This is a genomic window from Salibacterium halotolerans (assembly GCF_900115625.1).
Taxonomy (GTDB): domain Bacteria; phylum Bacillota; class Bacilli; order Bacillales; family Marinococcaceae; genus Salibacterium; species Salibacterium halotolerans.
Map to the genome: position 1 here is coordinate 24,216 of NZ_FOXD01000027.1, position 20,091 is coordinate 44,306.

Below are 20,091 nucleotides of genomic sequence, written 5' to 3' on the forward strand. Positions count from 1 at the left end.
CTAACGAGCGGTGCAGCGAGTCGTAGTGTCCACTGACTCCACTTCCGTGGACGCTGCGTATGCTGCCGGGAGATTTAGTGTTCACGGAACCAATCCGGCCCCGAACAACCGCAGCCCGGCACCGGAGGACAAACCTTTTTTCCGGAGTTGTTATGACGAAAGAGGAAGCACATAGAGGAACACGGCAAAAAAATGCAGCACCGTACCTCCCAGCACAAAGACGTGCCAGACGGCGTGGTGATAGGGAAAGTGACGCCAGACATAAAAAATGGTTCCGACGGTATACAAGAGTCCTCCTCCGACGAGAAAAGCTGTTCCGCCGGGCGCGAGAGAATCGGTCAGCGGCTGCCATGCGACAACGATAATCCAGCCCATCAATACATAAAACAGGGTGGACAGCACAACAAATTTTTTCACGAAAAATGCTTTAAATCCAACGCCGAAAAGAGCGATTCCCCACACAATACCAAACAACGTCCAGCTCAGAGCGCCATCGAGCGCATGAAAGAGAAACGGAGTATAGGTGCCCGCAATAAACAGGTAAATAGAAGCATGATCAAATATTTCGAAGATGTCTTTCGTTTTGCCATGCCGGAAGCTGTGAAGAAGAGTGGAAGAGACGTAGAGCAAAAGCATGGTGCCCCCGTAAATGGATACACTGACAATGTGAAAAGCGGTGGCATGCATGGCGGCAAAGACGACAAGAAGTGTAGTGGCGGCCAGACTTAAAGCGATTCCGACGGCGTGGGTGGCGGCATTGGCGATTTCTTCTTTACGAGAAAAGGTGTAAGCATCCGTCATTGTCGTGTATCTGCCCCTTTCATCTTCGTTACGTGGTTTCTTTAGTTTATCACATTCTGAGTATTTCTTCTAATGGAGTGGTACATACCGTTTAACATATAGAAAATCCCGCCGGAGTTCCGGCGGGATAATGTGTAGATAGAAAGGAGTTATTCAACCGGGCTGTATTCATCGCCGTTCTCAGCTGAAAAGGCCTGCGTGGCGTCCATGTGGCCGAACAGGGAGGATTGTTCTTCACCGTCAACCAGAATTTTCGCCTGGTCATACCCGAACTGCTGCATGATAAGGGCGATTTGTTCGGTCATCGCCTGTTCCGCGCTGGAACCGGCATTAACATCCAGAAAGGCACTGTTGAACGATACTTCTGCTGTGCCATCCACCCCTTCTACGGATTGAACTTCCACGCTGCTGTCTTCCGGAAAGTGGGATGTGAGCTGCTCAGAGTCAGGGCCGTCAATCCAGGCCTGAAGTGCCGCAGCCGGCAGTGCTTCTTCAGAAGAAGCTTCTACTTCCTGTTCTTCTGTATATTTCTCAAGAAGCTGATTATCAGAAAAGTAAAGGGTCACGGTTTCTGTAACCGTTTCTCCCGATTCACCGGCGTTCACTGAATCTTCCTGTTCTACATCGGTATTGGATCCGGTGTCTTCTTCATTTTGACTCTGGTTATCATTCTGATCCCCGCTGTTTTCGGTTTCTTCCTGGTCAGAAGTGTTTCCTTCGGAGTCGGACCCTTCCTGCATGTTTTCTTCATTCTGTGTCGTATCTTCAGAAGTACCTTCTGTACCGTCTTGTCCGCTTTGTCCTCCCTGACCGCAGGCAGCAAGCACACCCAGTGCCAGCACAGTGGTAACAAACAATAACAACAATCGTTTCATGTTTATACCATTCCTTTCTCTTTGTATGTCTGTCTACTTCATAGTCGTTATGTACAAAGAAACAGTTACAGAAAGTGTAGAAAAAGTAAAAAGGAATGTCAAAGGCCTTTTCTCCTGTTGTACATCCCATATTTTTTCACTCTTTTGGAATCTACCATGGAGCAAAAAAATGATATAATAGATTTCGATACGTTATAACAGCAGGTGGTAATGTGCGTAAAAAATCGAACAAACAGGTGGCAGGAGTGCTTCTTGTTTTTATTGTGTTATATGCAGCGATTTACTGGATATCCGTCCTTATGTAACGAAAAAGGGCGGCTGTATTGTCTTTTTTTTGTAACTTTGAGGATATAGGAACGACTAAAGATACGGGAGTGTTACTCGTGAAAGAGGAATTTGAACGGTTATACGAAACCTATCACCACGCTCTCTTTCAATATTTATTCTATATGGTACGGGATAAGGAAACGGCGGAAGAACTGGTGCAGGAGGTATATATCAAAGTATTTCATTCCTTTGATTCGTTTGAAGGGAAAAGCACGGAAAAAACGTGGCTGTATTCCATTGCCCGTCATGTGGGAATCGACTGGATACGAAAGCAGAACCGCAAAAAACGAAAGTGGCTCGGTATGCTCGGTCCTCTTACCAAAGAAGAGGTGCGCGATCCGGCTCCTCTCCCGGAGGAGGTAGTATCAGCCCGTGAAGACGCGCGGGAAGTGTTTGAAGGGATGGAACACTGTACGCCGGATCAGCGCCAGGTGCTGGTGCTCCGTTACATTGATTCGCTGTCCATCAAGGAGACGGCGGACGTGCTCGGATGGTCGGAAAGTAAGGTGAAAACCACCCAGCACCGGGCGGTAAAAAAACTCCAGGATGTGCTCGGCCGCACAGAAAGGATGTCAGAAAGGAGGGCGGGACAGTGAAACAAAACGATCATTTCTCAGAAGAGAGAATTAAGCAGTCGCTCGAACAGCTGCCACGCGTGAAGGACAAGCGGCCGAAAGAAGAAATTTATCAAAATATTGTACAGCGTTCGCGGACGTCAAAACAGAAACCAGGGAAAAAATGGGTGATGCCTGCTTTTTCCGCCGTCGCAGCCCTTGTGCTTCTTCTCGTATTGATTCCCAATATGATGACGCTGAACAACCAATCCGGATCTTCGACAGACAACAGCTCCTCTTCTGAAGAAAATGCAGAAATGAATATTCAGGAAGGGTCAGAGGCTGACAGCGATGCTCCGCCTGCTTCCGATTCCGGCTCAGACAGCAGCCCGGACAACGGGGCAGGAAGAGAGGAAAGAGCGGCGGAGTCAAACGAGCAGCCGCAGCAGCAGACGGAAATAGAGGAAGAACCTGCGGTGAATACCGGAGAAACCAACCTGTCATACGATCAGTATACGAACGCACTGACCGAAAATCAGCTGGATGATTCAGAGACAGCTGCCACGATAGCGGTGCCTGATCCCGAGGCCAAACTTGTTGTGCCGGTGACGTTTACCGCCTCCACAGGCAGTAAAGCCACGCTGATGGATGAAAAAAGCGAAAACTGGAATCCGGTACAGGTCGGTCTGGCCGCCCCGTCTTTTGAAGGCGCGGATTGGATAAATGGTGGTAACAACAGCTTATTGGAAGCTGACTTTTCAGAAGCTGCAACTCCGTACAGCAGCGCTCAAAGTGAAATGATTGTGAAGAGTTTGGATGAAATGCTGCGGTATACAGAGGAAAACCAGGTTCTCCTGACCGATGACGGGGAAGCCGGAGTGGATCTGGGCGCCTATGGCATTGTCCAAAATTACCGGCAGAAGGAAAATAACCGCGGGTACTATATTTACACGAGTGAAACAAATGATCAGTTTCTCGTCAGCCAACAGGCAGCCGGCATGACGAACAGCCGTGAAAACGGGGAACTGTTCACCCTGAAAGAGACGCTCGAGCAGATGAAAAGCGTGCCGGACAACAGTCCTGTTGGTCCTTCTATTCCAAAAGAGGCGTCGATTGAATCGGCCGGGGGAGAAAACACGACAGCGGAAGTCGTCTTTTCCGAAGAGAGCAGTTTCGGGGAGAACACCAATCTCCGCTGGATGATCGAATCGATCCTGTTTACAGCCGCGGATTTTGGGTACGAACAGGTCATGTTTGAAGGTCTTTCACCGGAAAACGCCGGCGGCTACAACATCGGACAGCCGGTTGATATTCCACAGGCACCGAACCTGGTGGAATAAACAAAATACAAAAAAACGGGCGCTCTCATGGATAGAGAAAACGCCCGTTTTTTCTTATTCAGCGGAAAAGGCTTGAAATGATGCCGATGATGACAAGGGCAACAAATGCCCAGCCTGCGATGCGTGACAGCCTGCGGCCGCTCAGAATGCGCCGCTTCTTCCAGCGATCGGGATTAAAGCCGATCTCATTATCACGAGGAACCCTGCGCCGCACCTGCATCACGTTAAACGGCCTTGCTTTTATTAAGAACGGCGGTGCAAGGGCGGCACCGGCAATCAAGCCGAATAGGTGGCCGAGAATATTAATGTTCGGGCTTAAAAAGGTCATCACAACGCCAAGTACGGTAATGACCATGATAATCCGGGCGTTCATGGCATCAATTAAATCTTTGCGGTATAATACCATATAGAGGTAAATACCAAACAGCCCGAAAATCGCCCCTGATGCTCCGATGTGGGAATACGAGATACCGGTAAGGAGTGTAGTGGCGATATTGGCGATGACGCCGGCAGCAAGATAGACAACGATGAACTTCACTTTGCCGAGCATCCGTTCGAGCGCCGGCCCGAACAGAATCAGGGAAATGGAATTAAACAGAACGTGTTCTATACCCTGGTGCAGGAAAATAGGAGTGAAGAGCCGCCAGTATTCGCCGTTGAATGTAATGGCGCCGGTAACACCCGCGCCGTTCTGCAGTATCCAGCCGCCCAGCGGAATCAGGCCGCCAGTTATGATGGAAAGATTGATCCATAGAAACAAAATGAGATGTACGGCTGTCAGCCACGTGATGACAGGATAATTTTTACGGAAGGAATAAAAGGTTTCATTCCGGATGAACATACGGCCACTCCTTTTCAGCTAAAATGGCGGTGCGTTTTCTTTATTTTAGCACAGGAGGCAGGGGCGGGGCGAATGAAGGACAGCGGCGATGGAGGATCAACAATGATAAAAGGAATCGGTATGGACATCGTGGAGATGGAGCGGATTAAACGTCTTATGGCCAAATCAGAACGTTTTGAAGCGCGTATTCTGACACCCGCCGAACGGGAGCGGATGAAAAGATACGAAAGCCGGCGCAGAGTCGAATTTGCAGCCGGACGTTTCGCTGCCAAAGAGGCATTTGTTAAAGCGGCAGGCACCGGCATTTCAGGATGTTTTGGTTTTCAGGATATAGAGGTTCTTCCGGACGAACGGGGGAAACCTTCTATCCTTGCGGGAATCGAAGACTATGCTCATGTGTCTATCACCCACAGCAGAGATTATGCTGCCGCCCAGGTGGTTCTCGAAGGAAGAGACGGCTTGTTTGCATAACCTGAGAGGTTGTCTCATAGAAATAAAGTGCGGTTGGGAGGGACCTGACATGCAGGTGGTTACAGGTGAAGAAATGAGAGCGATGGATCGTTATGCCATGGACGATGCAGGCATGAAGGAAGAACTGTTAATGGAAAATGCCGGACGGGCCGCGGCGCATGCTCTTATGAAGAAAGCCGGGCCTGCCTCCGGCCAGAAGACAGCCGTTCTGATCGGCAAAGGCAATAACGGTGGAGACGGATTTGTCGTGTCACGGGTACTCCAGGAACAGGGTTGGAATGTAAAAACCTTCCTTTTATCGGATGCGGATGCCTTTCAGGGGGCGGCGTCGTATCACAAGGGGCTTTATGAACGCTCTGGTTTCACATGGAAGTACTGGTCAGGGAGTGAATCCGGCCGGCTCCGGACCGAATACGTTCTGATTGTCGATGCGATGCTCGGCACCGGCGTGAAGGGTGGACTTCGGGAGCCGTTCAGGCAGGCGGCTGATGTACTGAATGAAGCGGAGGGAACCGTTGCGGCGGTGGATATCCCGAGCGGTGTGCCTTCCGGCGAAGACCCTGTACCGGAGACAGTCGTACAGGCTGATTTTACCATCACCCTGCAGTGCCCGAAGATCAGTGCTTATCTGCAGCCGGCTGCGCATTTTTTCGGAGAAGTGGAAGTCGTTGATATCGGACTGCCGGGGGCAGCTCTAAAGAAACAGAAAGAGAGAAAGCAGCTTTGGCTGCGTCAGGATGCAGCCGGCACGCTTTCAAAGCGGTCGACGGCCGCTCATAAAGGGGATCACGGAAGAGGGCTGCTCATCGGTGGATCCGCGGTGATGCCTGGAGCAATCCGCATGGCAGCCGAGGCTTGCCTTTACAGTGGTGCCGGACTTCTTACAGCGGCTTACCCTTCTTCGGCTGTCGCTGCAGTGGCAGCAGCACCGCCGGAGGTCATGATGATGCCGCTTCAGGATGAAAATGGATATATCTCTCCTGAAGTCCGGGTGGATGACTTATCGATTCATGCGTATGATGCGGTGGCAGCCGGACCCGGCATGGGCCGTGGCAAAGGCGCAAAAGTGCTGGTAAAACAATTGATAGACCAGGTAGACGGTCCGCTGCTCTTCGATGCGGATGCACTCTATTTTCTGCCGGAAAACATCAAGGCCCTGCAGCAGCGCCGCCAGCCGGTAGTATTAACCCCGCACCCCGGGGAAATGGCACGGCTTGCCGGCGTGTCCACAAAAGAAGTGATTCAAAAGCGCTTCAGTCTATCCAGAGAGACGGCGGCGCGTTATAACTGCTGTATTGTCCTGAAAGGTCCGAACACGCTCGTCACCATGCCGGACGGCAGCCAAGTGGTGAATACGACGGGCAATGAAGCGCTGGCAAGAGGAGGTACCGGAGATATTCTGACGGGAATCATGCTTGGAATGCTCCTCGCCAAACAGAAAATACAGCCGGCAGTCAGCAATGCCGTGTATCTGCACGGCCTGGCAGCGGATCTTGCTGTCGAACACGATTTTACTTCCTATGCCATGGCATCAACCGATATCATTTCTTACCTGCCGCCTGCATTTCGTTCTATTATTTCCTCTAGGTAAGGTTCCCTCCTTTGTCGTTATTTTACAGACAAAGGAGAAATGCTATTGTGCGAAGATTAATGTATGTATGCTTTTTCCTGCTGCTGCTGATGATGCTTGCAGCCTGCGGGGAAAAATCACAGGACGAAGTGATGCAGGATCTGGATCAGAAGCTGCAGGACATGAATGGGTATAAGACATCAGCGTCCATGACACTTGAGACCGGTGACGAGCCGAGAACGTATGACGTCGGCGTTTCTTACATGCAGAATGAGCAGAACAAATATTATAAAGTGGATCTTAAGAACGAAAACGAAGAACAGAATCAGATGATTATCCGCAACGATGATGGGGTTTTTGTGCTCACACCTTCGCTGAATAAAAGTTTCCGTTTCCAAAGTGACTGGCCGAATAACAACAGCCAGGTTTATTTGTACGAGTCTTTGATTTCCGATATTCTAATGGACGCAGAGCGCACATTCTCCATCCACGAAGACACGTACGTGTTTGAAACGAAGACCAATTACCAGAATAAAAACCTGCACCATCAGGAGATCGTGCTGGATACGAAGACGCTGGCCCCGCGTTCGGTGAAAATCTATGATGCGGATTACAAAGAACTGGTTTCGGTGGAATTCTCCGACTTCGAAGAAAACGCCGAGTTTGAACAGAGTGATTTTGATACAGAGCGGAATATGACCGCTGCCAATATGGAAGTTTCAGCTTCAGCCGGCAATGAAAAAAATAACGAAGAACAACAGAGCCGCAAAGATTCGTTTGAAGTGGTGTACCCGACTTTTGAGCCACAGGGAGCCGTACTGGAAGATACGAATGAAACAAACACCGCCGCCGGCAGAAAAGTGGTGCTGACGTACGGAGGCGACAAGCCGTTTACGATTGTGGAGACACCAGCGGCAGCAGAAGCGGTGACAGCAGATATTAATATGGGAAAAGGAGGACCGGTGAACCTGCATACGGCCATCGGGGCGCGCACCGAAAATTCGCTGACCTGGAGCAGCGGCGGAGTGGAGTTTCTGCTCGCTTCGAAACATTTGAATGCCGAAGAGATGGCAGCTGTGGCCCGGTCTATGACAGAGCCTGCCCAGGCTGTGAAATAAAGAGGATAAGCAGGGGTGTTCATGCAGCCCGGAAGAAAGGACTGTCGATATAAAAGGCAGTCCTTTGGCATGATAGCGGCCGTGGAATTGACAGATTCAGTGTCCGCTATAATAATCAAAGCAGGGTATCTTGTAAAACATATAACAGGGGACGATAACAGCATGGCATTTAAACAAACTTCCTACCGGGATACGTGGGCGGAAATTAATCTTGAGAATATAAAATACAACGTAAACGAAGTGACGAAATTGTTCGAGCAGCCGGTGGATGTCATGGCTGTTGTGAAAGCAGACGGCTACGGACACGGAGCGGTGGAAAGCGCGAAAGCGGCACTTGAGGCGGGGGCGCAGTTTTTGGGAACGGCTCTTTTAGAAGAAGCGCTGGAGCTGCGGGAAGCAGGAATTGATGCTCCGATTCTGGTGCTTGGTCGTATTAATCCCGAGGATGTGGTAAAAGCCCAGCAGCACCATATCCGTTTAACCGTATTTCAAAACGAGTGGCTGCTGACGGCAGAGGCCTATGTATCAGAGGATCTGCCTCCTCTTTTCATTCATATAAAAGTAGACACAGGAATGGGGCGCATCGGCATGAAAGACGACGAAGAAATTCTGTCTTTTATCACCGTTCTGGAGGGTATCCCTTCGATTCAGGCAGAGGGGGTATACACGCACTTCGCGACAGCTGATGAACTCGATACAACATACTGGAACGCGCAGTACAGGCGTTTTCTCCAGATTCTCGGACTGTTGAATGCAGGTATAGGTCCGCTTCCTTATGTGCACTGCGGAAACAGTGCCACGGCCCTTCGTTTTCCAGGTCATTGTTTTAACATGGTGCGTTTTGGCATATCCATGTACGGTCTGACTCCTTCTTCGGAAATTGTGGAGGAACTTCCTTTTCCATTGAAAGAGGCCTTTTCCCTGCACAGCCGCATTGTTCATATTAAGCAGACAGAACCCGGAGAAAGTATCAGTTACGGTGCTGTATATACAACAAAAGCCAGAGAGTGGATTGCGACAGTACCGATTGGGTATGCGGACGGCTGGTACCGGTATCACTCTTCCGGGGGCGGGGAAGTTCTTGTGAATGGAGAGCGGGTGCCTATTGTCGGGCGGATCTGCATGGATCAGATGATGATCCGGGTTCCGGCACATGTGCCGGTTGGAACGAAAGTGACATTGATAGGAACCCAGCAGTCCGAATACATCAGCGTGCTGGAGGCAGCTGAGCGGATAGGGACCATCACCTATGAAATCCCATGCATGATCAGCAGCCGGGTTCCCCGCACGTATGCAAAGGATGAATACAACGCCTGAGGGTTAAATGCCTGAAGCCCAAAAGACCTTTGCAAACTACAGGGTGAAATGCTATTATAAATTTAGCTGAAAAGAGAAGTAAGGCGTAAGCTGGAGGTGTATGTGGCGTGCATCAAAGTAGCACCAAGCAAATCAAAGTCAGTCTCCCTGAGTATCTGCTGAACGAATTGGATCAAATGGTGGAAGAGGACAATACAGACCGCCATGATTTTATCTATCAGGCCGCGGAATTTTACCTCAGAGAGCGCCGGAAACGCAGAAATCGGGAATCGATGCAGCAGGGGTATCTGGAAATGGCCAACATCAATCTGCATATCGCCTCGGAATCCTTTCTTGCTGAAGAAGAAGCGGAGAATTCTGTAGACAACAGGCTTGTGAGCGGAGTATAAACGGATGCTTGCGTGCGGCAGGACATCTGTCTGCCCCGGCATTATTTCTTTCTTCTACATTAATAAAGGGACGAACAAAAACTGCTGTGCCTCGTTACGGGCGCACAGTTTTTTTTGTTTCCATCTGTTATGCAAAATATTTCGTCGAAAATAAGAAGGATTTGTTTGCGCCCGGCAGAAAGTCATGAAATAATAGAGTCACAAGTATGCAACGAAAAGGAAAGCGATGTCCCATGTTTTAAGCGCAGTGCAAGTAGGATTGTGGAGGAGTTTATTTATGCAGTCATCTGTCATTGAAATGGTCTATACCCACCGACACGAAGTGATAGAACAGTGGAAAGAAGAAATGATTAACATTCAGGAGGGTGAATTTACAAACGGAGCTGCACAGGCAGCAGTCACACGTACAAATGACGAATTTGCCGCACTGATCATCGATACCCTTGAAATGGATAAAGAAGAAGCACGGCTGCGGCTGCGCTCTTTTTCGGAACGCCTGATGTATTCCGGATGGCCGCTCAGTTATTTCACAAAAGGACTGCAGTTATTCCGGCGTGTCCTTCTCCGTTTCATGACTACTAATGATACGATACCTTCCAGCAAGGTTTTTGAAACGTTTCAGGAAGTGGAAAACTGGATGGACGGTATAGTGAATCAACTGGTGGATGAATACACAGGTTCCTGGGAACATACACTTGAGCTTCAGAAGCTGGCACTGAAAGAATTATCCGCGCCTCTTATACCGGTCTTTGAAAATATCAGTGTCATGCCTCTGATTGGAACCATCGATACAGAGCGCGCGAAACTGGTTATGGAAAATCTGCTGGAGGGCATTATTGAACACCGGTCGCAGGTGGTGTTGATCGATATAACCGGGGTTCCGGTAGTGGATACGATGGTCGCCCATCATATCATACAGGCGGCAGAGGCTGTCCGGCTGGTTGGGGCGGAGTGCATTCTTGTAGGAATCCGCCCGGAAATCGCCCAGACTATTGTCAATCTAGGCATTGATCTGGGGAAATTCCCGACAAAAAGCACGCTCCGCAAAGGGATTGAGTCAGGCCTGGAGCGGACGAACCGGCAGATTGTCAACCTATAACACACACGAATTGCAAAAGAGGAAGATCGGAGGGGTGAAGTCGTGCGCATTCCTATTTTAAAACTGAAACGATATTTACTGATTTCCGTACAAGTGGACCTGGATGACCAAACCGCTCTTCAATTCCAGGAAGATCTATTAAATAAAATCCATCAGGAAGGATCGGCGGGTGTAGTCATTGACCTGACGTCGGTTGATATGATTGATTCTTTCATCGCCAAAGTACTTGGTGATGTGGTGGAAATGTCCAATCTAATGGGGGCCAAAGTCGTACTTACCGGTATCCAGCCCGGAGTTGCCATTACGTTGATAGACATGGGGATTATGCTTGAAGAGGTTCCGACAGCTCTTGACCTCGAACAGGGTCTGGACAAACTTCAACAGGAATTGGAGGCATGACAATGAGTGTTCAATCCAACGTTGAAGTACACAGTGAATGGGGCATCGTTTCGGCTAGGCAGGCGGGACGGAATTTAGCAAAAGAACTGGGATTTGCAGGAGTGGATCAGGCAAGAATTACAACGGCTATCTCAGAACTTGCCCGGAACATATACCTGTACGCGGAAAAAGGTGAAATTGTGCTCGAAGGTATTGAAGGAAAAGAAGCCGGAGGCGTTAAGCGGGGGCTTAAAATCGTCGCAAAAGACCAGGGTCCCGGTATTAAAAGTATCCGGGAAGTGATGGAAGACGGATACACCACGTCAGGTGGACTGGGTGCCGGACTTCCGGGTGTGAAGCGGCTTATGGATGAATTTGATATTGACTCGATTACCGGGGAAGGAACAGAAATAACAACGATAAAATGGCTCCGTTAATGTTGGGGGGAATTAGGTTTTGGCTGATGCTTACCGTTTAATGCAGGAACAGTATGTAAAGATATTAGAGACCTATCTGCAGGAAAAAAATGAAACAGGATTATACCAGGCGCAGCAGTTCAGTAAAAAAGTTCTGGAAAACCAGATTTCCCCGGAAGAAGTAGTCAGTCTCCACATTGAAGCCCTTGAGCAGTTTTATCCGAATCTTCCACAGGGAGCCCGTGATTCTTTCGATTTTTTAATTGAAATTATGATGGGGTATGGTATGGCGTACCGTGAACATCAGATACTGAGAGACAAACAGAAAGAACTGGAATCTGAAATCAACGTAGCGGCGAACATGCAGCAGACGTTTCTGCCTGATGAGATACCGGAGATGGACGAACTGGACATCGGTGTCATCAGTGTTCCCGCCTCGAAGATGAGCGGCGATTACTACCACTTTATTAAAGATGATAACGACTCTCTCGGCGTCGCTATTGCCGATATTATCGGAAAAGGAGTTCCGGCGGCGCTCTGCATGTCTATGATTAAGTATGGAATGGACAGTCTTCCCGAACAGAGACTCCAGCCGGGTGCTCTTTTGGAAAATCTCAACAGAGTGGTGGAACAGAACGTCGCTTCCAATATGTTTATTACAATGATGTATGGGTCCTATGATCCGCGTGTACATCATTTTTATTATTCAGGTGCCGGGCATGAACCAGGACTGTTTTACAACTACGCAGAGGACCGGTTTGAAGATCTCTATGCTAAAGGACTTGTACTTGGTCTGGACAGGGACACTAAATTCCGGGAATATCATAAGAAAGTGGAAGCCGGTGACTTTATTGTTCTGCTTTCTGACGGTGTCACGGAATGCCGTACCGATGAAGGCTTCATTGAAAGGGAAGAATTGACACGGATGATCCGGGAATACAGCCATCTTTCCGCACAGGAAATTGTCAACAACGTGTTCTACCAGCTTGAAAGACTGCAGGGATTCCGCCTGCGTGATGATTTTTCCCTGATCATTTTAAGAAGAAAGGTTTAAACATAAAAACACAGGGGAAAGACATGAGCTAGAGTGCCGCAGATTCGCTTGTCTAACCTTTTTAACCTGCTTCAAGACGTTTAAATAAACGAATATCATCATGTCGTTTGATTATAGGAGGTACCTTTATGAACCTTGATATCCGAACAGAAGAGCTGGATGGAGAGACCGTGCTGTTTGTCGGCGGAGAAATAGACGCCTACACAGCTTCGCAGCTCCGTGAATCCCTTCTGCCGCTTACAGAAAAGGAAGGAGCCGTCATCGTAGTGGATTTAACAGATGTGAATTACATCGACAGCACCGGCCTCGGCATTTTTATCGGTGCGCTGAAATCAGCCAACAGCAATGGCAGTTCGCTGCGCTTGACGGGACTGAATGACCGGGTAAAACGACTGTTTTCTATTACTGGTTTAGATGAAGTGATGGACATCGAAGAAGAGGAGGAAGCCCAGTGATGGATAAGAACGTATTGGACCACATTGAAATGAAAATTCCGGCCCGTGCGGAATATGTAGGTGTGGCCAGACTGACAGTTTCCGGAGTCGCCAGCCGCGCCGGCTATTCCTATGATGACATTGAAGATTTGAAAGTGGCAGTGGCCGAAGCCTGCACGAACGTGGTCGACCACGCTTATGAGGAAGACGGTTTTATCCGCATGATCTGTGACATATACCGGGACAAAATCGAGATTGTCATTGCAGACCGCGGACAGAGCTTTGATCTGGAAGATATGAAAAAAGGACTTGGTCCGGTTGACGCAGCCAAACCGATTGAAGACATGAGGGAAGGGGGTCTCGGACTCTTTCTGATAGACTCCTTGATGGACGAAGTAGAAATCAACGGGGACAAGGGAGTCGCCATTGTGATGACGAAGTTCCTGCAAAGAGATGGGAGGGAACAGAATGTCAACGGAATCCCAGAAACAAATGCACAAAAGCAGCAGTGAGCAGGATAATGAAAAAGTATACGAATGGATACGCCAGTTTCAGGAAGACCCCACTGAAGAAATTCAGACCAGGCTGGTAGAGCACTTTGAACAGCTGGTTCAGTCGCTGGCGCGCAAATTCTCCCGCGGTCAGGATCATGATGATGATTTGTACCAGGTGGGGATGATCGGACTGCTGGCAGCACTTCGTCGTTTTGATGACTCCTACAACCGCAGCTTTGAATCCTTTGCTGTCCCCACGATCGTCGGGGAAATTAAACGATTTATCCGAGACAAGACGTGGAGTGTCCATGTTCCAAGAAGAATTAAGGAGCTCGGCCCGCGGATCAAGAAGGCTGTGGAAGATCTGACCAGTGACCTGCAGCGCTCCCCTCAGGTCGAGGAGATTGCTTCTTATCTTGATGTAAGCGAAGAAGAAGTGCTGGAAACAATGGAGATGGGCAAAAGTTATCAAGCACTTTCTGTGGACCGTTCCATTGAAGCAGATCAGGAAGGCAGTGCCGTCACGCTGCTTGATCTTGTCGGTTCGACCGAAGAAGGGTACGAAAAGACGGATCAGCACCTGCTTCTCGAAAAAGCTTTTACCGTACTTACCGACCGGGAAAAAGAGATACTTCAATGCACCTATTTTGACAATCTCAGCCAGAAAGAAACAGGAGAGCAGCTGGGTATCTCGCAGATGCACGTATCGCGGCTGCAGCGCAGAGCCCTGCAGAAATTGAGAGATTCCATCAGAGTGGAACCATCGGAGTGTCTATGATGATTGAAAATCAAACCCATGCAAAAGTAGAAATCGCAGCCTTCCAGCAGGAAAAAGAAGGTGCCAACTGCTGCGGGGACGACTATGTGACGGTTGAAACCGACTCCTATTTTCTCTGCGCTCTCGCGGACGGACTTGGCAGCGGGGAACCGGCATACCGGTCTTCGTCTGTTGCGATGGATATGGTCCGCAAATATCATGATCAGAGTATTGAAACCATGCTGCACCAATGCAACCGGGCTCTTTTTCATGAGCGTGGTGTCGTAATTACGATACTGAAAGTTGATTTTGCGTTCAATGAGATCATTTACGGAAACATTGGGAATGTGGAAACGTATCTGTTTAACCAGGACGGGGTAATGAACCGGCCGATGCCGATGTCGGGTTATTTGTCGGGACGGCCGTTTAAATACCGGATGCAGCAGTACCCGATAGAGCAGGGAACTCATTTTGTCATGCACTCCGACGGCATCAAATTTTCAAAGTCCGACCGGGAGAAAATGAAACATGCCGGCTCTCCGCGTACGCCTATTCAGTACTTTGCGGAAAAAGCACAGGAACAAAATGATGATATTACCGTTGTTGTAGGACATATTACATGAGGAGAGCCCGCCTGGAGCGGCTCTTTTTTTATGAGGACGAATGGTTTTACGTTCATGTTATGATAATCAGGAAGGAACACGATTGCAGGGAAGGAAAGGAGCAGCACATATATGACAATGTCGGACGAGACGCAGAAGGTTTTACTTGAACATATTACAAAGGAGGTGAAGCTTCCGAAAGTCGCGGTGCATAACATTATCGAACTTCTTGAAGAAGGCAATACCGTACCGTTTATCGCGCGTTACCGGAAAGAACAGAGCGGCGGTGCCGATGAAATACAGATTCGTGATGCACAGGAAGCATGGCAGTACGGCAGACAGTTGGATGACCGGAAGCAGGAAGTGCTCCGTTTGATTGATGAACAGGGAAAATTGACAGAAGATCTGCGCGGTTCGATTGAGGCATCGGCGAAACTGCAGGAGGTGGAAGATCTTTACCGCCCGTACCGCCAAAAGCGGAGAACAAGAGCGGTGAAAGCCAGAGAAAAAGGACTCGAACCGTTTGCTGAATACATATATTCACAGCCGCGGGAAGGGGATATCGAGGCAGAAGCGGCATCGTTTATCTCACTGGAGCAGGAAGTCCACTCCGCCGAAGAAGCACTGCAGGGAGCCCGCGACATCATTGCGGAATGGGTGTCCGATAATGCGGAAGTCCGGAAGAAAATACGGGAACTTACTTCCCGGCAGGGCCGTATCGCCGCAGGGAAAAAAGCCAAAGCCGAAGATGAGCAGGGCATTTATGAAATGTATTATGAGTATGAAGAACCGATCCGGAAAGTTCCTTCCCACCGAGTGCTTGCAATGAACCGCGGAGAGAAGGAAGATGTTCTGAAGGTATCTCTTCAGATGACCGAAGATCCGGTTTTTTCATTCCTTGAAAAGCATGTGATTCAGCGTTTCGGCTCACCTGCTGTGCCTTATCTGAAAGAAGCCTATGAAGATGCGTATAAACGTCTTATTGCTCCTGCCATCGAACGTGAGCTCCGCAAGGAATTAACAGAAAAAGCAGAAGAACAGGCGATTCACATTTTTTCGGAAAACCTGAAAAATCTGCTTCTCCAGCCGCCTTTGAAAGGAAAAGTCGTTCTTGGTGTCGATCCGGCTTACCGGACCGGCAGTAAATTGGCTGTTGTCAATGAAACAGGCAAAATGATGGAAGTGGGTGTTATTTATCCGGTTCCGCCAAAAAATGAAGTACAGAAAGCGAAGGCGAAAGTACAGGAGCTCGTGAAACGTTATGGGATTGAAATCATTGTAGTAGGGAATGGCACGGCTTCGCGCGAAACAGAACAGTTTATCGCTGATGTCATTCCGGAGCTTGAAACAGATGTCTCCTACATGATTGTAAACGAAGCGGGAGCCAGTGTTTATTCCGCATCGACGCTTGCGCGGGAAGAGTTTCCGGAACTTGAAGTGGAAGAACGCAGTGCGGTGTCGATTGCAAGGCGGGTGCAGGATCCCCTGGCTGAGCTGGTGAAGATTGATCCGCAGTCTGTCGGAGTCGGACAGTACCAGCATGATGTTTCCCAAAGCAGGCTGCAGGAATCTTTGAAATTTGTAGTGGAAACAGCGGTTAACCAAGTCGGAGTCGATGTAAACAGTGCGTCCTCCAGCCTTTTGCAGTATGTATCCGGCTTGTCCAAAGCGGTGGCTGATAATATTATCCTGGCAAGGGATGAAAAAGGTTCGTTTTCAAACCGGAAAGAGCTGCAGAAGGTGCCGCGGCTGGGTGCGAAAACATTTGAACAGGCGGCCGGTTTTCTGCGTATTCAAGGCGGAACCGAACCACTCGACCGGACGGCTATCCATCCGGAAAGTTACAGCACAGCCTGGAAGCTGCTCGATGAGATAGATGCAGAAACAAAAGAAGCCGGTTCAGCCGAAATGAAGGAAAAGCTGGACTATTTGAATGTGAGGGAAGCAGCGGAAAAGCTGCATGCAGGAGTGCCGACTCTCCGGGATATTATAGAAGACCTGAAACGCCCGAACCGTGACCCTCGTGACCAATTAGCAGCACCTATCTTGAAGAAAAGCGTCATGACCATGGATGACCTTGCGAAGGGAATGGAGCTGCAGGGAACGGTTCGGAATGTCGTGGACTTCGGTGCATTTGTGGATATAGGGGTGAAACAGGACGGCCTTGTCCACATTTCAAAACTTGCCTCCCGCTTCATCAAACATCCGATGGAAGAAGTCTCTGTTGGAGATGTTGTTACCGTTTGGGTGGAAGAGGTTGACCAGAAAAAGGGCCGGATTGCGCTTACGATGATTAAGCCGGCCCGGCAGACCGAAACGTAAAAGGAAGCACAGCGGGAACATTCAATAATTTGAATGGTCTCCCGCTGTGTTTTTCTGTTTCCATTGATAATGGAACCAGCACTGATTCAGGATGCGAACTTCGTGCCTGTTTTTTTCGAGAAACGCTTTTTTCATCTGTTTCATAAACCAGGCAGGCATTGCGGATTTCCCCTTTCGGCACGTAAAATAAAAACAGTACGACTGGTCTTTTCATTATATGAGAGAGGGTTTGTCAACATTTACAGGAAAGAGGTACAGAACATGAATCCATCCAGGCTGCAGCGGTTGACAGAAGACATATCGATGACTTTCTTTCAGCGTCCATTCAAGCATCGCGTTGTATTTAACAACAGACTGCGCACGACTGGTGGACGCTATATGCTCGGAACCCATCATATTGAATTAAACCCGAAACACTATGAACGATTTGGAGAAGAAGAGCTTAAAGCCATTATTAAGCATGAACTTTGTCATTACCATCTTCATATAGAAGGAAAGGGATACCGGCATAAGGACAAAGATTTTAAACAACTGCTCGAAAAGGTGGGAGGAGCCAGGTACTGCACGGCGATGCCTGATCAGAAAAACCAGACCCGTACCCGTCACTATTATGAATGCTCGTCCTGCGGTGCGGCGTTTGAAAGAAAACGGAGGGTGAATACCGAAAAGTTTGTTTGCGGCCGCTGCGGCGGAACATTAAAAAAAATAGAAGAATCCCTTGACCGGGTTTGAGACCCCGTGTTACATTATAAAAGTCGCTTCACACAGGAGCGTACACATCAATGAATTATTGAAGACAATCGATAAAAAAACGATTAAAAATAACTCATTGACATTACATAATGGATTCGATACAATGAGTTTTGTCGCTGAAAGACAGCACTTTATTAAACATTCCACAGTAGCTCAGTGGTAGAGCTATCGGCTGTTAACCGATCGGTCGCAGGTTCGAATCCTGCCTGTGGAGCCATGGAGAAGTACCCAAGTGGCTGAAGGGACACCCCTGCTAAGGGTGCAGGTCGCGAAAGCGGCGCGAGGGTTCAAATCCCTCCTTCTCCGCCATCTACAACGGCCCGTTGGTCAAGTGGTTAAGACACCGCCCTTTCACGGCGGTAACACGGGTTCGAATCCCGTACGGGTCACCATCCGGAGGGTTAGCTCAGCTGGGAGAGCATCTGCCTTACAAGCAGGAGGTCGGCGGTTCGATCCCGTCACCCTCCACCATTTAAAACAAATGGAACGGAAAATAAAGAATTAACAAAGCGGATCGTCACTCTGTTCTTTGAACCAGCGGGAAGGGCGAGAAGGGATATACGTCTCTACATGACCTGACAACATGAACGCATCTGACGCAGAGGTTCGCCTGATCGCTTTTGAAAGAAGAAGCAAAAAGGTTGAAGAAGCAAGAGAGTGAAGGAGGGAACGTACTCCAGTACGTGACCTGACGACACGAACGCAGTTGACGAAGAGATTCGCCTCCTTGCTTTTGGAAAGAAGAAGCAAGAAGGTCGAGGAAACAAGAGAGTGAAGGAGGGAACGTACTCCAGTACGTGACCTGACGACACGAACGCAGTTGACGAAGAGATTCGCAGCTTATTCTTTTCAAAAGGGGCCTGTGGTGTAGCGGTTAACATGCCTGCCTGTCACGCAGGAGATCGCGGGTTCGATTCCCGTCAGGCCCGCCATTTAAATTTCTATAACAGATTGGGCTATAGCCAAGCGGTAAGGCATCGGATTTTGATTCCGTGATGCGCTGGTTCGAATCCAGCTAGCCCAGCCATCTATGCGGGTGTGGCGGAATCGGCAGACGCGCTAGATTTAGGATCTAGTGTCTTTGACGTGAGGGTTCAAGTCCCTCCGCCCGCACCATTTTTTCACCATATTTCGCGGTCGTGGCGGAATCGGCAGACGCGCTAGGTTGAGGGCCTAGTGGGAGTAATCCCGTGGAGGTTCAAGTCCTCTCGACCGCACCATAAGCGCCCGTAGCTCAATTGGACAGAGCGTCTGACTACGGATCAGAAGGTTAGGGGTTCGACTCCTCTCGGGCGCACCATTTTGACTGAACATAACACTAAAAATCCATTTCTCTTTGTAATTAACAATACGATACGTCAGGCGTAAAGATCCGCAGTTTATACCGACCGGCTTTTGAAAGAAGAAGCAAAAAGGCCGGGGAAACAAACGCGTGGAGGAGGAAACGTACTTCCGTACGTGACCTGGCGGCACGAATGCAGTTTACGAAGAGATTTGCAGCTTATTCTTTCAAAGAACGGGAAGTAGCTCAGCTTGGCAGAGCACTTGGTTTGGGACCAAGGGGTCGCAGGTTCGAATCCTGTCTTCCCGACCATCTTTTTGCGGGTGTAGTTTAGTGGTAAAACCTCAGCCTTCCAAGCTGATGTCGTGGGTTCGATTCCCATCACCCGCTCCATATTATTCTTCAACTGAATAAATACGGGATTGTCTTTTTTTATGCCCGGCATTAAAAACCGGGGCCTGTAGCTCAGTCGGTCAGAGCGCACGCCTGATAAGCGTGAGGTCGGTGGTTCAAGTCCACTCAGGCCCACCATTCAAAAAGATATAAAAAAAGTATTGACTCTGCTTAAATGAGTTGGTATTATTGTGATTGTCGCTTTGAAAGGCGGCATACAAACTGCCCTTTGAAAATTGAATGAAAGTCAAGCGTCTGTCAATTCAAATGACCGTTTTTCGGTCATACAGATAAGAAACACAGCGCAGCATCAAACTTTTTTATTGGAGAGTTTGATCCTGGCTCAGGACGAACGCTGGCGGCGTGCCTAATACATGCAAGTCGAGCGCGGGAAGCAGGCAGATCCCTCCGGGGTGAAACCTGTGGAACGAGCGGCGGACGGGTGAGTAACACGTGGGCAACCTGCCTGAAAGTCCGGGATAACCCCGGGAAACCGGAGCTAAT

At 49.1% G+C, this 20,091-nt stretch carries 21 protein-coding genes, 12 tRNA genes and 1 rRNA gene; 30 read left to right on the forward strand and 4 right to left on the reverse strand.

What is annotated here, in order from left to right; translation table 11 throughout:
- Positions 1–150: 150 nt before the first annotated feature.
- Entirely contained in the window at positions 151–801 is a 651-nt protein-coding gene (gene trhA, locus BM124_RS16275) for a PAQR family membrane homeostasis protein TrhA (protein ID WP_093339109.1), read from the reverse strand.
- Positions 802–950: 149 nt separating this feature from the next.
- Positions 951–1,676 carry a GerMN domain-containing protein gene (locus BM124_RS16280; protein ID WP_093339110.1) on the reverse strand — a complete coding sequence of 242 codons (726 nt, stop codon included), beginning with the start codon at positions 1,674–1,676 and terminating at the stop codon, positions 951–953.
- A 383-nt stretch (positions 1,677–2,059) separates the two neighbouring features.
- Here BM124_RS16280 and BM124_RS16285 point away from each other — a divergent pair, with 383 nt between their 5' ends.
- Positions 2,060–2,599, forward strand: coding sequence for an RNA polymerase sigma factor SigX (locus tag BM124_RS16285; RefSeq protein WP_093339112.1), 540 nt, complete (start codon positions 2,060–2,062; stop codon positions 2,597–2,599).
- Positions 2,596–3,897 (forward strand): GerMN domain-containing protein, encoded by a 1,302-nt coding sequence (locus BM124_RS16290; protein ID WP_093339113.1) that lies wholly within the window; start codon positions 2,596–2,598, stop codon positions 3,895–3,897. The genes BM124_RS16285 and BM124_RS16290 overlap by 4 nt, the downstream gene beginning before the upstream one ends.
- Positions 3,898–3,955: 58 nt before the next feature.
- Here BM124_RS16290 and BM124_RS16295 read toward each other — a convergent pair whose 3' ends face one another.
- Complete coding sequence (locus BM124_RS16295) at positions 3,956–4,738, reverse strand: rhomboid family intramembrane serine protease (protein ID WP_093339115.1); 783 nt, start codon at positions 4,736–4,738, stop codon at positions 3,956–3,958.
- Positions 4,739–4,840: 102 nt separating this feature from the next.
- Here BM124_RS16295 and acpS point away from each other — a divergent pair, with 102 nt between their 5' ends.
- The 14 genes from acpS (at position 4,841) to BM124_RS16365 (ending at position 17,159) form a co-directional block, all read left to right on the forward strand.
- Complete coding sequence (gene acpS, locus BM124_RS16300) at positions 4,841–5,209, forward strand: holo-ACP synthase (protein WP_093339139.1); 369 nt, start codon at positions 4,841–4,843, stop codon at positions 5,207–5,209.
- Between the two features lie 49 nt (positions 5,210–5,258).
- Positions 5,259–6,800: an NAD(P)H-hydrate dehydratase gene (locus BM124_RS16305; protein WP_170841189.1), complete on the forward strand. Its 1,542-nt coding sequence runs from the start codon at positions 5,259–5,261 to the stop codon at positions 6,798–6,800.
- Positions 6,801–6,847: 47 nt separating this feature from the next.
- Complete coding sequence (locus BM124_RS16310; protein ID WP_244504379.1) at positions 6,848–7,897, forward strand: LolA family protein; 1,050 nt, start codon at positions 6,848–6,850, stop codon at positions 7,895–7,897.
- 162 nt (positions 7,898–8,059) lie between these two features.
- On the forward strand, positions 8,060–9,214 hold the full coding sequence (alr, locus tag BM124_RS16315; protein WP_093339141.1) for an alanine racemase: 1,155 nt from the start codon (positions 8,060–8,062) through the stop codon (positions 9,212–9,214).
- A gap of 107 nt (positions 9,215–9,321) precedes the next feature.
- Entirely contained in the window at positions 9,322–9,603 is a 282-nt protein-coding gene (locus BM124_RS16320) for a ribbon-helix-helix protein, CopG family (RefSeq protein ID WP_093339119.1), read from the forward strand.
- Between the two features lie 277 nt (positions 9,604–9,880).
- Entirely contained in the window at positions 9,881–10,702 is an 822-nt protein-coding gene (locus BM124_RS16325) for an STAS domain-containing protein (RefSeq protein WP_093339120.1), read from the forward strand.
- A gap of 42 nt (positions 10,703–10,744) precedes the next feature.
- A complete protein-coding gene (locus BM124_RS16330; protein ID WP_090925253.1) occupies positions 10,745–11,101 on the forward strand; it encodes an STAS domain-containing protein in 357 nt (118 codons plus the stop codon).
- Positions 11,102–11,103: 2 nt separating this feature from the next.
- Positions 11,104–11,517 carry an anti-sigma regulatory factor gene (locus BM124_RS16335; protein WP_093339122.1) on the forward strand — a complete coding sequence of 138 codons (414 nt, stop codon included), beginning with the start codon at positions 11,104–11,106 and terminating at the stop codon, positions 11,515–11,517.
- A 19-nt stretch (positions 11,518–11,536) separates the two neighbouring features.
- Positions 11,537–12,550 (forward strand): PP2C family protein-serine/threonine phosphatase, encoded by a 1,014-nt coding sequence (locus BM124_RS16340; protein WP_280139759.1) that lies wholly within the window; start codon positions 11,537–11,539, stop codon positions 12,548–12,550.
- Between the two features lie 128 nt (positions 12,551–12,678).
- Entirely contained in the window at positions 12,679–13,005 is a 327-nt protein-coding gene (locus BM124_RS16345) for an STAS domain-containing protein (protein WP_093339123.1), read from the forward strand.
- The gene (rsbW, locus tag BM124_RS16350; RefSeq protein WP_425288597.1) at positions 13,005–13,496 is read left to right on the forward strand and encodes an anti-sigma B factor RsbW; all 492 of its coding nucleotides are present in this window, start codon (positions 13,005–13,007) and stop codon (positions 13,494–13,496) included. The genes BM124_RS16345 and rsbW overlap by 1 nt, the downstream gene beginning before the upstream one ends.
- Positions 13,453–14,256, forward strand: a complete 804-nt coding sequence (sigB, locus tag BM124_RS16355) for an RNA polymerase sigma factor SigB (protein ID WP_093339126.1) — start codon at positions 13,453–13,455, stop codon at positions 14,254–14,256. Before rsbW ends, sigB begins: the two co-directional genes overlap by 44 nt.
- The gene (locus BM124_RS16360; protein ID WP_170841190.1) at positions 14,256–14,858 is read left to right on the forward strand and encodes a PP2C family serine/threonine-protein phosphatase; all 603 of its coding nucleotides are present in this window, start codon (positions 14,256–14,258) and stop codon (positions 14,856–14,858) included. The genes sigB and BM124_RS16360 overlap by 1 nt, the downstream gene beginning before the upstream one ends.
- Positions 14,859–14,969: 111 nt before the next feature.
- Positions 14,970–17,159, forward strand: a complete 2,190-nt coding sequence (locus BM124_RS16365; protein ID WP_093339129.1) for a Tex family protein — start codon at positions 14,970–14,972, stop codon at positions 17,157–17,159.
- A gap of 21 nt (positions 17,160–17,180) precedes the next feature.
- Here the strand turns inward: BM124_RS16365 and cmpA are convergent, their stop codons facing one another.
- Entirely contained in the window at positions 17,181–17,318 is a 138-nt protein-coding gene (gene cmpA, locus BM124_RS16370; protein ID WP_093339131.1) for a cortex morphogenetic protein CmpA, read from the reverse strand.
- 102 nt (positions 17,319–17,420) lie between these two features.
- On the opposite strand from cmpA, the gene BM124_RS16375 reads away from it, so the two are divergent.
- From BM124_RS16375 to BM124_RS16440, 14 genes are all read left to right on the forward strand, one after another.
- Positions 17,421–17,891: a SprT family protein gene (locus tag BM124_RS16375; RefSeq protein ID WP_093339132.1), complete on the forward strand. Its 471-nt coding sequence runs from the start codon at positions 17,421–17,423 to the stop codon at positions 17,889–17,891.
- 163 nt (positions 17,892–18,054) lie between these two features.
- A tRNA-Asn gene (locus BM124_RS16380) sits at positions 18,055–18,129 on the forward strand.
- A gap of 1 nt (position 18,130) precedes the next feature.
- Positions 18,131–18,221 (forward strand) — tRNA-Ser (locus tag BM124_RS16385).
- An 8-nt stretch (positions 18,222–18,229) separates the two neighbouring features.
- Positions 18,230–18,304, forward strand: a tRNA-Glu gene (locus BM124_RS16390).
- 3 nt (positions 18,305–18,307) lie between these two features.
- Positions 18,308–18,383: transfer RNA gene (locus tag BM124_RS16395), tRNA-Val, on the forward strand.
- Between the two features lie 385 nt (positions 18,384–18,768).
- Positions 18,769–18,844, forward strand: a tRNA-Asp gene (locus BM124_RS16400).
- 20 nt (positions 18,845–18,864) lie between these two features.
- A tRNA-Gln gene (locus BM124_RS16405) sits at positions 18,865–18,939 on the forward strand.
- A gap of 5 nt (positions 18,940–18,944) precedes the next feature.
- A tRNA-Leu gene (locus BM124_RS16410) sits at positions 18,945–19,028 on the forward strand.
- A 17-nt stretch (positions 19,029–19,045) separates the two neighbouring features.
- Positions 19,046–19,132 (forward strand) — tRNA-Leu (locus BM124_RS16415).
- A 3-nt stretch (positions 19,133–19,135) separates the two neighbouring features.
- A tRNA-Arg gene (locus BM124_RS16420) sits at positions 19,136–19,212 on the forward strand.
- Positions 19,213–19,429: 217 nt separating this feature from the next.
- A tRNA-Pro gene (locus BM124_RS16425) sits at positions 19,430–19,506 on the forward strand.
- 7 nt (positions 19,507–19,513) lie between these two features.
- Positions 19,514–19,587 (forward strand) — tRNA-Gly (locus BM124_RS16430).
- 61 nt (positions 19,588–19,648) lie between these two features.
- A tRNA-Ile gene (locus BM124_RS16435) sits at positions 19,649–19,725 on the forward strand.
- 182 nt (positions 19,726–19,907) lie between these two features.
- Positions 19,908–20,091, forward strand: a 16S ribosomal RNA gene (locus BM124_RS16440); the annotation flags it as partial.

Bases quoted from the DNA above. Each gene is read 5' to 3' on its own strand.
- trhA (WP_093339109.1), bottom strand. From the start codon at position 801: ATGACGGATGCTTACACCTTTTCTCGTAAAGAAGAAATCGCCAATGCC.
- BM124_RS16280 (WP_093339110.1), bottom strand. From the start codon at position 1,676: ATGAAACGATTGTTGTTATTGTTTGTTACCACTGTGCTGGCACTGGGT.
- BM124_RS16295 (WP_093339115.1), bottom strand. From the start codon at position 4,738: ATGTTCATCCGGAATGAAACCTTTTATTCCTTCCGTAAAAATTATCCT.
- acpS (WP_093339139.1), top strand. From the start codon at position 4,841: ATGATAAAAGGAATCGGTATGGACATCGTGGAGATGGAGCGGATTAAA.
- BM124_RS16305 (WP_170841189.1), top strand. From the start codon at position 5,259: ATGCAGGTGGTTACAGGTGAAGAAATGAGAGCGATGGATCGTTATGCC.
- alr (WP_093339141.1), top strand. From the start codon at position 8,060: ATGGCATTTAAACAAACTTCCTACCGGGATACGTGGGCGGAAATTAAT.
- BM124_RS16325 (WP_093339120.1), top strand. From the start codon at position 9,881: ATGCAGTCATCTGTCATTGAAATGGTCTATACCCACCGACACGAAGTG.
- BM124_RS16335 (WP_093339122.1), top strand. From the start codon at position 11,104: ATGAGTGTTCAATCCAACGTTGAAGTACACAGTGAATGGGGCATCGTT.
- BM124_RS16345 (WP_093339123.1), top strand. From the start codon at position 12,679: ATGAACCTTGATATCCGAACAGAAGAGCTGGATGGAGAGACCGTGCTG.
- rsbW (WP_425288597.1), top strand. From the start codon at position 13,005: ATGGATAAGAACGTATTGGACCACATTGAAATGAAAATTCCGGCCCGT.
- sigB (WP_093339126.1), top strand. From the start codon at position 13,453: ATGTCAACGGAATCCCAGAAACAAATGCACAAAAGCAGCAGTGAGCAG.
- BM124_RS16360 (WP_170841190.1), top strand. From the start codon at position 14,256: ATGATTGAAAATCAAACCCATGCAAAAGTAGAAATCGCAGCCTTCCAG.
- BM124_RS16365 (WP_093339129.1), top strand. From the start codon at position 14,970: ATGACAATGTCGGACGAGACGCAGAAGGTTTTACTTGAACATATTACA.
- cmpA (WP_093339131.1), bottom strand. From the start codon at position 17,318: ATGCCTGCCTGGTTTATGAAACAGATGAAAAAAGCGTTTCTCGAAAAA.
- BM124_RS16375 (WP_093339132.1), top strand. From the start codon at position 17,421: ATGAATCCATCCAGGCTGCAGCGGTTGACAGAAGACATATCGATGACT.